We start from the raw sequence: 12,051 nt of genomic DNA, 5'->3' as shown, positions 1-12,051 counted from the left end.
CTCAAAAAGTTCGATCTTCTTCTTAGCCATTCCCTCACCACCTTTATCGATCATCTTCGGTTAAAAAGATTGTACTCTTTATCGATTTTCGTGTCCAAGTGATTAAGGGGGCTTAAAAGTCCCTTTCGGATTTATCTTCGTTTTTTCGATTTTATCTTCGATTAAGAGAATTTATCTTCGATTCTGCTGATTTATCTTCGATTAGACATTAATCAATAAAAACACCTTTATCTAAAAGGACTATCTCAATAAAAAAAGACTTCCCTAAGTTAAAAAAGCACTCAAGGAAGTCCCTACCAAAAAAGTCTATCACAAACACCTTATTATTCACGCTTTTTAGGAATTTCCATTTGCATAAAATCATTGGCAATAAAAGAATTTGGGAATATAGCTTGAGCTTCCTTTACTAATTTGTCTAAATCATGATCTGTTTGATAACGTGAGCTAATATGAGTGAGAATAAGCTTCTTAGCTTTAGCTTCATAAGCAACCTGAGCAGCTTGCTTCGTTGTGGAATGAAAATAATTATAAGCTAGTTTTTCATCTTCTTCAGAAAAGGTCGCTTCATGGATTAGTAAGTCAGCTTGCTCTGCAAGCTCTAAACTTCTTTTAGAAAATCTTGTATCTCCTAATATTGTCACAATTCTCCCCTTTTGGGCTGGACCAATAAAATCAGGTCCATGTATAACAGAACCATCCTCTAGTGTAACTGTATCACCACTCTTGATTTTTTGATAAATGGGACCTGGTTTAATTCCCGCTTGTTCAAGCTTATCCACTAATAAAGTGCCAGGTAAGTCTTTTTCTATTACACGATATCCATATGAATCAATTCCATGTTCAAGTTTTATGGCAGTCACTTGAAACAGATGATCTTCAAAAATGACCCCTTCTTCAATTTCTATAAACTTAATAAAATAACTAAGGTGTGTATGACTAACAGATAGAGCAATTTTAACAAACTCCTCTATTCCCTTCGGTCCATAAATTGTTAAAAGACCTTCACCACCTTGAAAAGAACGACTGCTTATCAAACCAGGTAATCCATAAATATGATCGCCATGTAAATGTGTAATAAAGATTTTTTCAATTTTTCGAGGTTTTATTGGTGTATGTAAAATTTGATGCTGTGTTGCTTCTCCACAATCAAAAAGCCAAACAGCATTTCTTTCTTCTAATAATTGCAAAGCAATACTTGTAACATTACGAGATTTGGCGGGAATTCCAGCACCTGTCCCAAGAAACATAACATTCACTTACAGTTCCTCCTAATAATCATCACTTCTCTTAGAATACACGAAAGTGAAAAATAGCGAAACAATGATGTTTTGAAACACATCGAGTACAAAACGGAGGTTCTATTTAAGTAGATAGAGCAAAACAAGGTAAGCGCTAATACTCTTTTATACAAACTCAACTTATCTCTTACTCTTCATGCTTACTACTTTGCATTTGCTTTAATAACAAACAATACAAAACCAAAAAACTATTTTAATAAAACGATAAACCTCAACTATATTTTAGAATAGAACCTTCATATGTGAGCTATATGAAATAAATGTAAGAAACAATACTTGACCAATCCGATATTATTTACTAGAATAGACTGAATTATAGAAACATTTTATTAATTTAGGTGCATATCAGACGATATTTTTTTTACAATCGTTTATAATAAGTAAAGAACAACATTTAAACGTTTATGTTTGATTTACTTTACGATAACCTTTAAAATTAAGTATTTGTATAGGAGTATTTTACGATCAGTGTTCAAATAACGCGATTACATAGTAAAAATAAGCTTTATTATAAAAAACGTATCGTTTTTATAATTTTTGCACTGATGAAATAAATAAATGCATTTGACAAAGTGAGGTACGAACGTGATTACACAAGAACATCCTAAATCAGTTATTGTCATTTTTGGAGCAACAGGTGATCTAGCAAAAAGAAAGCTGTTTCCATCTATTTATCGCCTTGTGCAAAACAATAAAATTGGCGAGAATTTTGCAGTTGTCGGTGTTGGAAGAAGACCATGGACAAATGAAGAATTTCGTAGCAATGTTTCCGATTCAATCCAAACATCAATGAAAGAATCAAAGAATTTAGATGAATTTTCATCACATTTCCATTATCATCCATTTGATGTAACAAATCCTTCTTCTTATTTAGAGCTTAATGATTTATTAAGTAAGTTAGATGGAACTTATCAAACAGAAGGCAACCGTATCTTTTATTTAGCGATGGCACCAGAATTTTTTGGTACAATCGCACAAAATCTTAAAAAAGAAGGTTTAACTGCAACTGATGGCTGGAGTAGGCTTGTTATCGAAAAACCATTTGGTCATGACCTTCCATCCGCACAAAAGCTAAACCAAGAAATTCGTGAAGCTTTTAATGAAGATCAAATCTATCGTATTGATCATTACTTAGGAAAAGAAATGGTTCAAAATATCGAGGTTATCCGTTTTGCAAATGCCTTGTTTGAACCTCTATGGAATAACCGCTACATCTCAAACATCCAAGTAACATCAAGTGAAGTTTTAGGTGTTGAAGATCGCGGACGTTATTACGAAAAATCAGGTGCTCTTCGTGATATGGTACAAAATCATATGCTTCAAATGGTTGCTTTACTTGCTATGGAGCCACCGATTAAATTAACGACTGATGAAATTAGAAGTGAAAAAGTAAAAGTATTAAGAGCACTAAGAGCTGTAAAAGATGAAGATGTTTCTAAATATTTTATTAGAGGACAATATGTAGGCGGTAAACTAGAAGATAAACAACTAGTTGGATACCGTGAAGAAAACAATGTTGAAGATCAATCACAAACTGAAACATATGTTGCTGGAAAGCTTCTTATAGACAACTTTAGATGGGCTGGCGTTCCTTTCTATATAAGAACAGGAAAACGGATGGCAGCAAAATCAACTAAAATTGTTGTTCAGTTTAAAGATATTCCAATGAATCTTTATTATAATAAAGGTGAAACAGTTCCTCCTAACTTACTAGTTATTCATATTCAACCAGAAGAGGGAATCACACTTCAATTAAATGCTAAAAAAGATGATGAAGCTGACTATTCTAAACCAGTTAATTTAGATCTTTCTAATAATTTCTTAGAAGGTATCAACACTCCTGAAGCTTATGAAAAACTTCTTTATGATTGTATGCGTGGAGATGCAACGAACTTCACCCATTGGGATGAAGTTGCCCTATCATGGAGTTATGTAGATCCAATTTCAGAAGCTTGGAAAAAAGGATTAGCAGCACTTACTACTTACCCTTCAGGCTCTATGGGCCCTGACGAAGCTGATAACATGCTTAAACAGGATGGGTTCCAATGGTGGCCAATAAATTAATGAACAATGGCTATTAAAAAGTTAATTCCTTTTTATAAGTACAATATGGAATCGATATCAAAAATGAAAAATGAAACGACTAAGCCGATCAATAGATATTCTATGATCGGCTTTTTTATGATTCTCAATCTTTTGTCATTAATTACTAATAATTGTTTTGTTATTTTCATTGCATATGTCCGTAAATACATGGTAAATTCCCCTTAGGGAGGGATACAAATGGAACTCTATTATCCAAAAAATTTCTTAAAGTGCATTAATATAGGATGTTTAGCAGGTGTTATTTTAGGTAGCATTTCTACATTGTTTACTTAGCTATTTATAGTCACATTAAGTCCCTGTCATGTTTCTTCTGGGTTCAATGGAGATATCACCTTGAATGCTCTAAGACTGTGGAACACTTTAACGGAAACCAATGACCATGTTTAACAGCGGCTGATCGAAAAATGTGCGGATTAGCCTGTCTATTTGCCTCATGCGATCAATTTAATGTAGCATATACTAACATTGTAAGAGGCAACCCTAGTAAACTCCTAATTGTGCTATTACCTATGTAATAGCTCTTTTTTTGATTGTTAATCATTTTTTGATATATATTGACCAAGTTAATACAAATGTGTAATGTGACTTAAAATGAGAAGCCACAAAAGCTAGGTAGTTATATTAAATATAAAAATTGTTTTCTCATACTTAATTATTATACAAATTCAATTCAGTCTCCGATAATGCCACGAAAACAAAAACCATTTTTAAAACAGTCAAATACAAAAAAAAAACAGACAAGCCATTTATTTGGATTGTCTGTTTTCGTATAGTGTTTATTTTTCCATCCATTCTGTATGGAAAGTTCCTTCTTTGTCAACACGTTGGTAAGTGTGAGCACCGAAATAGTCACGTTGTGCTTGTAACAGATTTGCTGGAAGTGTTTCCGTACGATAGCTATCATAATAAGCAAGTGCAGATGAGAAGCATGGTACTGGAACACCGTTTACAATCGCAACAGATAAAATTTCACGAAGCGCACCTTGGTAACCTTCAACGATTTCTTTAAAGTAATCATCAAGTAAAAGGTTTGCTAATTGTGGCTCTTTATCATACGCATCTTTAATTTTCTGTAGGAATGCAGCACGGATGATACAACCTCCACGGAAAATCATTGCAATATCACCGTATTTTAAATCCCAGTTATATTCTTCAGAAGCAGCTCTCATTTGAGCAAACCCTTGAGCATATGAAACAATCTTACTCATGTATAATGCTTTACGTACAGCTTCAATTAACTCTTCTTTATTACCTTCAAAAGGCTTCACTGTTGGGCCTGAAAGAATTTTACTTGCTTTTTGACGCTCGTCCTTCATTGCTGAAATAAAACGTGCAAAAACTGATTCTGTAATGATTGGAAGTGGCACACCTAAATCTAGCGCACTTTTACTTGTCCATTTACCTGTACCTTTTTGACCTGCAGTATCTAAAATCACATCTACTAGAGGCTTACCAGTTTCATCATCCTTCTTCGTGAAGATATCAGCTGTGATTTCGATAAGGTAGCTATCAAGCTCACCTTTATTCCATTCAGCAAATACTTCATGAAGCTCGTCAGCAGTTAATCCTAATACGTTCTTCAATAAGAAATATGCTTCAGAAATTAATTGCATATCTCCATATTCAATTCCGTTATGAACCATTTTCACGTAGTGACCTGCTCCATCTGGACCAATATAAGTACAACATGGATCTCCCTCTACTTTTGCAGAAATAGCTTCTAAAATAGGTTGAACTAAATCAAATGCTTCTTTTTGTCCACCAGGCATGATTGAAGGTCCTTTAAGAGCTCCTTCTTCTCCACCTGAAACACCAGTACCTATGAAATGGATTCCACTCTCAGCAAGATCCTTGTTACGACGTTGTGTATCTGTATAAAGCGTATTTCCGCCGTCAATTAAGATATCTCCTTTATCAAGATGTGGTAAAAGCTGTTCGATTGTAGCATCAGTTGGAACCCCAGCTTTAACCATTAATAAAATCTTACGTGGTGTTTCTAATGATTGTACAAACTCTTCAATGCTGTATGTACCTACTACATTCTTTCCTTTTGCTTCTGATAAGAATTCCTCTGTTTTTTCTGCTGAACGGTTAAAAACTGATACTGAAAATCCACGACTCTCAATATTCAATGCTAAATTTTTTCCCATTACAGCTAAGCCAATTACACCAATTTGTTGTTTCGACATTCGCTTACGTCCCTTCTCATCCTTGATAGTATGTAAAAACTAAACAAAAAAGATTTAGTTTTCCGACACTTCTTTTAAATTAACACACAATTCGAATTATTTATTATGACTACAACTTTGAAAATAACACATTTTTAAGATACATTTCAAGTAACATATCTTATGTAATCGCTTACTCCCTTAAAAAATCTTTATTAAAGCTAGTTCCAGCTGAATCATCTTGCTTCTTTTCACCTTTTACCCCTCGTGTAATAAGCTGATTTCCATACTTTGAATTAATTTTATCAATAACAGATAAAAGTGGCTCAGCTTTCGCATCTTTTTCGAAGGAAAACAAATCTAACTGCTTAATCGCATCATTTTTTTCAATTAACTCTTGGCCTGTAATACCTAATAATCTTATCGGCTCATCCTCCCAGTGTGAATAAAACATCTGTCTTGCTATTTTATATAAATCTGCTTCATCATCAATAGGATTCTCTAATTTCTTGCTTCTAGTAATTGTTTTTAAATTTCCAAAGCGAATAGTGATGAAGATTTTACTTGCTAGTACATCTTTTCGTTTCATTCGTATAGAAACAGAGCGTGCAAGCTTATATAAAACTTCATTAATTTCTGTTTCATTTGTTGTATTTTTAGAGAGTGTCGAAGAATTTCCAATGCTTTTAAAATCATAAATTGAATCAGGATCTACTTCTCTTAAATCAATCCCATTCGCTCGTTCTTTTAAGCGTTCTCCATTGATCCCTAATAGCGCTTTAAGTTGAACAGAATCAGCGTGTGCAACATCAAAGATTGTATTTATATTAATTGTTCTCAGTTTTTCTGCTGTTTTTTCACCTATACCATGCATTTCATTAGCAGGTAGTGGCCAAAGTTTTACAGGTAAATCTCGCTTTCTTAAAATTGAGATTCCAAGAGGCTTCTTCATATTTGAAGCCATTTTTGCTAAAAATTTATTAGGAGCAATCCCAATGCTACAAGGCAATAAAAGTTCGTCAAGGAGACGATCTTGGATTGATTTTGCCAACTCTAACGGCTTAGCTCCATCAAATTCACTAAAATCTACATAACCTTCATCAATTGACACTGGTTCAACGCGATCAGTAAACTCCCTTAGTAAATCAAACATTGCTCTTGATGCAGAGCGGTAACGATCAAAGTTAGGCTTTTTGATTATAAGCTCTGGGCATAACTTTTTAGCTTGCCAAAGTGGCATAGTCGTTTTTACTCCCCTTGCACGTGCTTCATAGCTGCAAGTAACAATGATCCCTTTTCTCTCCTCAACATTTCCAGCTATAGCAAGCGGTTTTCCTTTAAGTGAAGGATCATAAGCCATTTCAACAGAAGCATAAAAACTATTCATATCAACATGTAAAATGATTCTTCTATTAGTCGTTTGTCCCATACTCCTTCACCACACATCATTTTCTTCTTATTATTTTACCATGATTACGGAAAAATTGTTTTCATACATCGTTTACTATACTAGAAAATCATTAATACAAATAAAGCCACCAATATAATTATTGGTGACTTACAATCTCTTCTTTCACAATAGCGATGCCTTCAAGTCCAGCAATTAATAAGTTTGGATCAATGATCGTGATAAGACGATCTTTTATGCTTGCAACAGCTGCAAAGTATTTAGTAGCTTGAAAAGCGCCTACTGATATAGACTTTAATTGTTCTTCTTGAATATCAAGAATTTCTTTTGCTTCCTTTACAATAAGTGCCGAAGAAATTTCATCAGAATGAACAACAATTAATTTTGTCGTTTGTTCATCAATGATACTGTCTTGATGATAAAGAATTCTATTTGTATCAAGAACAGGTATTAATTCTCCTCTGACCTTTACAACACCCTTCATATAGTTGGGCATATTAGGAATGACGTTTATATCTTCTAGTTTTTCAATAGAAATAACGTGTTGAATCGGCAAGCCATATTCTTCATCACCTGCACGAAATACAACTACTTTTGATAGTTCCATGATAATCTCCTCTCGGATTACACCTTGTACTCGATATATCTATGACTATCATACTATGAATGCAATCGTTTTAAAAGGTTTTATCTTCTTATATTCATGCAAGAAAGCTATAATTTGCACTAATATCTTGGAAATGAAGACTCTATTTCCCTCTGGTAATTTTTAGCTTTTCCGCCAATTAATTTGCTCTGTTTTATATAATTTATCATGAAGGATTTTTTCACATTTTGAGAAAGTAGATTCTACAGCAGGAGTACTGTAAGCTAAAATCCTAACAACCATCCCTTTTACATTTAATCCACTGATACCGACTCGTACATTCTTAACATCATTTAGAGAACTTCTTACTTCTTGAAGGAGTTCATCATTTATTTCAGGATGAATGATAAATAGTGTGCCAATATGACTATATCCTTCAAGCTGCATCAAATTTTCAAGCTGATTACATGGCTGTAGGAGCTGATGATCAAAAATTTCAAGCTTATCATCTACGTAGACTTTCATTTTCATTGCTAGTTTTTTATATTGAAAAAGCAAACCATCTGCTGACCAACCCGGAGTTACAATTTCAGTATAGTAAAAAACAGACGATGATTTCATATAAACATTTGTATATTGCTTAAAATCTGCATCTTTATATAAAATTAATGAGTCTTGTTTAAGAAACAACTCACTTTCATTACCTAAGAAATAATCCATTTCTTGTGAAACACCATACTTTAAACATTTATAGACCTTTGTAGAGGCTTGGGTTGTTAATGCAAATTTTGCCCCATCACCTATTGTTACCTCCGTTTTATAACGATCTCCGTCAACATACCCTCCACCTACATGAATAAGTGTAAGCAATGGCAAGCCATTCGGAAGATAGGTAGGACGTGTGATTTTGAAAACTCCATCAAAATAACTATTCGAAATAACAGACCGATCATGTTTTTTGCCTACCTCAAGTTGCAGGTAGCCTGTATACGTCATGCTTCTAATCCAACTAAAAACGCTTCCTTACGAATCCAATCCACCACATCTTTCACTCCTGAGCCATCTTTGAGATTCGTAAATATAAATGGTCTGTCTCCACGAGAAACTAGTGTATCTTTCCGCATAATTTCAAGATCAGCTCCAACATATGGTGCTAAATCAGTCTTATTTATAATAAATAAATCCGATTTAATCATTCCCTGACCACCTTTACGAGGGATTTTTTCTCCCTGCGCAACGTCTATGATATAAATTGAAAAATCCACTAATTCCGGACTAAACGTAGCTGCAAGATTATCTCCGCCACTTTCAACAAAAATCAAATCAAGGTTTGGGTGACGTTCATTTAATTCATCAATGGCATCAAAATTCATTGACGCATCTTCACGTATGGCTGTATGTGGACAACCTCCTGTCTCAACACCAATAATACGGTCTTCAGGAAGCGCTCCATTTTTTATTAAGAATTGCGCATCTTCTTTTGTATAAATATCATTTGTAATAACGGCAATTTCCAATTCACTCATTAACTCTCTTGTTAATTTATCTACTAATAATGTCTTACCTGCACCTACAGGTCCTCCAACCCCAATTCGTATTGGTTCACTCATGTATGATTACATCCCTTCAAATAATATTATGACATAAATAATCGAACAGACAGCTCTTCATGTAGCATTTGAGCAATCTCTAAACCTTGGGCACCAGCACCAAAATCAGCTTCATCAAGTGATAGTATTTCTTCAATTATTTCATTTAAATATGGTTGAATCTCGATCAATAGTTTTTGACCATCCGTTTGCCCTAGAGGAATACCTCGAACTGCATTTTGGACTAATGAGGAAGTTGTCGCAAACAAATAGGTTTCTAGTGTTGTTTTTAAATCAACTTCTAACCCTAAGCAGACCATAGCAAAAACGATAGAGCTATGTCCATGAACTTGTTTTTTTACAAGCTTTTCACGATATTCAATAAGATAATCATTCACATATAATTCATCCATGACTTTTGCTAGCTGTCTACCAATCCTTCTGTTTCCTTCACGAGTTTCCTTTGCCAGTGCTAATGCAAACAATTCAGAATCTATTTGCCACACCTTATCAAGGACATTACTTTTCATAGATTCATATGCAATCCGACAAGCCATTCCGTCAGTATAGACGAACTGTGTTTTAATAAATTCCTTCAATGCTACTAAAAAACTTTCCTTATTATATACTTTGTTTTCTTGTATATATGTTTCAAGTCCAAATGAATGAGAAAATGCACCTGAAGGAAAATTAGAATCACAAATTTGTAGCAAGTGAAACAATTGATTAGTCATGAGAATGTCCGATGTGTTTAAATGCTTTGTTCATTCTCCTGTTTTCTCTCACAAATGGAACTTCCAATTCTTTTAGTAGTTTTTCTACCAAATAATCGTATTGAACAACCATTTCACTGTTCTCAAATTGAGCTGGGAGATGGCGATTTCCAAGCTGATGGGCAATTTCCCCCATCTGTAAGATACTCGTAGGCTTTATGACAATTACATCATCTTCAACAACACTAATAATTATTGAGTTTTTTTCATCTTGATATAAAATATCGCCATCTGTTAGTTCCTTCACATCTTTCAGTCGAATACCAAGTTCTTTTCCATGATCTGTTTTCACTCTTTGGATCTTTTTCACTAAATCATCACTTCTTAAATAAACACGTTCAACATGATGTGGAGCTTTGTCTAATTCTTTTACATTTCCAACTATTTTCTCAATAATCATCTTTTCACCTCAAAATAAGAAATATCGTTGCGCTAAAGCAACTTTTTCATCTGGTTCACAGGTTATTAGCTCACCATCTACCTTTACTTCATACGTTTGTGGATCTACCTCTATTTCGGGTGTTTCCCCATTTAATTTCATATCAGCTTTTTGTAGCTGCCGGATATTTTTTACAACAGCAATTTTCTTTTCTAGACGAAGTTCTTCATGAACTTTTTGTTCATATGCAGCTTTAGAGATAAAAGTCATAGAAGTTGAATATTTCGCTTTACCAAAGCTAGCAAACATCGGACGATATAATGCTGGCTGTGGGGTTGGTATTGAGGCATTAGGATCACCCATTACACTCCAAGCAATCATTCCACCTTTTACAATAAGCTCTGGTTTCACACCAAAAAATCCAGGGTCCCATAAGACGATATCTGCTACTTTCCCTACTTCGATTGAACCAACGTAATCTGATATCCCATGAGTTAGTGCAGGGTTTATCGTATATTTCGCAATATATCTTTTTGCTCTTGAATTATCATTTTGTTCACCATCAACAAGTTCGCCTCGTTGTCGCTTCATTTTATCTGCTGTTTGCCATGTTCTCGAAATCACTTCTCCAACTCTTCCCATTGCTTGCGAATCAGAGCTGATCATACTAAACACTCCTAGATCATGGAGAATATCTTCAGCTGCGATTGTTTCCTTTCGTATTCTTGAATCAGCAAATGCTAAGTCTTCAGGAACGGAAGGATCTAAATGATGACAAACCATAAGCATATCTAAATGCTCTGCAATTGTATTGACAGTATAAGGTCTTGTTGGATTAGTAGAAGAAGGAAGAATATTCGGGTATGAAGCCGCTTTAATTATATCTGGCGCATGACCGCCTCCTGCTCCTTCTGTATGATACGTGTGAATAACACGACCATTAATTGCATTAATTGTATCTTCTACAAATCCACCTTCATTTAACGTATCACTATGAATCGCAACTTGAATATCGTATTTATCTGCAACGGTTAACGCTTTATCAATATTTGATGAAGTTGTTCCCCAATCTTCATGAAGCTTAAGTCCAATTGCTCCTGCTTCTATCTGTTCTATTAAAGCCTCTTCATTAGATGCATTTCCTTTACCAAGAAACCCAATATTCATCGGAAATTCTTCAGCAGCTTTTAGCATATTTTGAATATTCCACTTACCAGGTGTACATGTTGTTGCATTCGTTCCAGTCGCTGGACCTGTACCTCCACCGATCATTGTTGTTACACCTGACTCGATTGCTGTTTGAATTTGTTGTGGACAAATAAAATGAATATGTGCATCAATACCTCCAGCTGTCACAATCATCCCTTCAGCTGCAATGACCTCTGTTGAAGCTCCAATAACAATATCAATAGAGTCCATTAATAAAGGATTACCAGCTTTACCGATCGAAGTAATAACACCGTCTTTAACACCAATATCAGCTTTATAAATTCCTGAATAATCAAGAATTAACGCATTCGTAATGACAAGGTCAACAACATCTTTTCTTGTTGCCAATGGATGTTGACCCATTCCATCGCGGATCACCTTACCTCCACCAAATTTTACTTCATCACCATATGTTGTGTAATCTTTTTCTACTTCAATAAATAGTTCAGTGTCTCCTAACCTTACCTGATCACCAACCGTCGGACCGAACATATCGGCATATTGATGTCTCGACATCTGAAAGCTCATACTTACA

11 protein-coding genes are annotated in these 12,051 nt (G+C 34.5%); 1 reads left to right on the top strand and 10 read right to left on the bottom strand.

Annotated elements, in window-relative coordinates:
- Positions 1-323 precede the first annotated feature (323 nt).
- Positions 324-1,256 carry a ribonuclease Z gene (rnz, locus tag LC076_RS08675; protein ID WP_226667723.1) on the bottom strand — a complete coding sequence of 311 codons (933 nt, stop codon included), beginning with the start codon at positions 1,254-1,256 and terminating at the stop codon, positions 324-326.
- 630 nt (positions 1,257-1,886) lie between these two features.
- Here rnz and zwf point away from each other — a divergent pair.
- Positions 1,887-3,362 (top strand): glucose-6-phosphate dehydrogenase, encoded by a 1,476-nt coding sequence (gene zwf / locus LC076_RS08670; RefSeq protein WP_226667737.1) that lies wholly within the window; start codon positions 1,887-1,889, stop codon positions 3,360-3,362.
- 32 nt (positions 3,363-3,394) lie between these two features.
- Here the strand turns inward: zwf and LC076_RS08665 are convergent, their stop codons facing one another.
- The 9 genes from LC076_RS08665 to ureC all read right to left on the bottom strand — a co-directional run bounded on the left by LC076_RS08665 (position 3,395) and on the right by ureC (position 12,044).
- Positions 3,395-3,553 carry a hypothetical protein gene (locus LC076_RS08665; RefSeq protein ID WP_226667721.1) on the bottom strand — a complete coding sequence of 53 codons (159 nt, stop codon included), beginning with the start codon at positions 3,551-3,553 and terminating at the stop codon, positions 3,395-3,397.
- A 627-nt stretch (positions 3,554-4,180) separates the two neighbouring features.
- On the bottom strand, positions 4,181-5,593 hold the full coding sequence (gene gndA, locus LC076_RS08660; RefSeq protein ID WP_226667719.1) for an NADP-dependent phosphogluconate dehydrogenase: 1,413 nt from the start codon (positions 5,591-5,593) through the stop codon (positions 4,181-4,183).
- Positions 5,594-5,765: 172 nt separating this feature from the next.
- Positions 5,766-7,001 (bottom strand): DNA polymerase IV, encoded by a 1,236-nt coding sequence (locus LC076_RS08655; protein WP_226667717.1) that lies wholly within the window; start codon positions 6,999-7,001, stop codon positions 5,766-5,768.
- A 118-nt stretch (positions 7,002-7,119) separates the two neighbouring features.
- Positions 7,120-7,587, bottom strand: a complete 468-nt coding sequence (locus LC076_RS08650; protein WP_226667714.1) for a chemotaxis protein CheW — start codon at positions 7,585-7,587, stop codon at positions 7,120-7,122.
- 162 nt (positions 7,588-7,749) lie between these two features.
- Positions 7,750-8,562 (bottom strand): urease accessory protein UreD, encoded by an 813-nt coding sequence (locus tag LC076_RS08645; protein WP_226667712.1) that lies wholly within the window; start codon positions 8,560-8,562, stop codon positions 7,750-7,752.
- Positions 8,559-9,176 carry an urease accessory protein UreG gene (gene ureG, locus LC076_RS08640; RefSeq protein ID WP_226667710.1) on the bottom strand — a complete coding sequence of 206 codons (618 nt, stop codon included), beginning with the start codon at positions 9,174-9,176 and terminating at the stop codon, positions 8,559-8,561. Before ureG ends, LC076_RS08645 begins: the two co-directional genes overlap by 4 nt.
- 26 nt (positions 9,177-9,202) lie before the next feature.
- Positions 9,203-9,889, bottom strand: a complete 687-nt coding sequence (locus LC076_RS08635) for an urease accessory protein UreF (protein ID WP_226667708.1) — start codon at positions 9,887-9,889, stop codon at positions 9,203-9,205.
- Positions 9,882-10,328 carry an urease accessory protein UreE gene (gene ureE, locus LC076_RS08630; RefSeq protein WP_146946250.1) on the bottom strand — a complete coding sequence of 149 codons (447 nt, stop codon included), beginning with the start codon at positions 10,326-10,328 and terminating at the stop codon, positions 9,882-9,884. The genes LC076_RS08635 and ureE overlap by 8 nt, the downstream gene beginning before the upstream one ends.
- 9 nt (positions 10,329-10,337) lie before the next feature.
- Positions 10,338-12,044, bottom strand: coding sequence for an urease subunit alpha (gene ureC / locus LC076_RS08625; RefSeq protein WP_226667706.1), 1,707 nt, complete (start codon positions 12,042-12,044; stop codon positions 10,338-10,340).
- Positions 12,045-12,051 lie beyond the last annotated feature (7 nt).

The organism is Metabacillus litoralis, assembly GCF_020524045.1.
Taxonomy (GTDB): Bacteria; Bacillota; Bacilli; order Bacillales; family Bacillaceae; genus Metabacillus; species Metabacillus litoralis_C.
Note: the sequence above shows the minus strand (reverse complement) of the source record. Positions and strands in the feature narration are given on the sequence as shown.

What these genes read in the sequence shown, in the direction of transcription:
- LC076_RS08665 (WP_226667721.1), bottom strand. Translation starts at nt 3,553, where the DNA reads ATGTATTTACGGACATATGCAATGAAAATAACAAAACAATTATTAGTA.
- gndA (WP_226667719.1), bottom strand. Translation starts at nt 5,593, where the DNA reads ATGTCGAAACAACAAATTGGTGTAATTGGCTTAGCTGTAATGGGAAAA.
- LC076_RS08655 (WP_226667717.1), bottom strand. Translation starts at nt 7,001, where the DNA reads ATGGGACAAACGACTAATAGAAGAATCATTTTACATGTTGATATGAAT.
- LC076_RS08650 (WP_226667714.1), bottom strand. Translation starts at nt 7,587, where the DNA reads ATGGAACTATCAAAAGTAGTTGTATTTCGTGCAGGTGATGAAGAATAT.
- LC076_RS08645 (WP_226667712.1), bottom strand. Translation starts at nt 8,562, where the DNA reads ATGACGTATACAGGCTACCTGCAACTTGAGGTAGGCAAAAAACATGAT.
- ureG (WP_226667710.1), bottom strand. Translation starts at nt 9,176, where the DNA reads ATGAGTGAACCAATACGAATTGGGGTTGGAGGACCTGTAGGTGCAGGT.
- LC076_RS08635 (WP_226667708.1), bottom strand. Translation starts at nt 9,889, where the DNA reads ATGACTAATCAATTGTTTCACTTGCTACAAATTTGTGATTCTAATTTT.
- ureE (WP_146946250.1), bottom strand. Translation starts at nt 10,328, where the DNA reads ATGATTATTGAGAAAATAGTTGGAAATGTAAAAGAATTAGACAAAGCT.
- ureC (WP_226667706.1), bottom strand. Translation starts at nt 12,044, where the DNA reads ATGAGCTTTCAGATGTCGAGACATCAATATGCCGATATGTTCGGTCCG.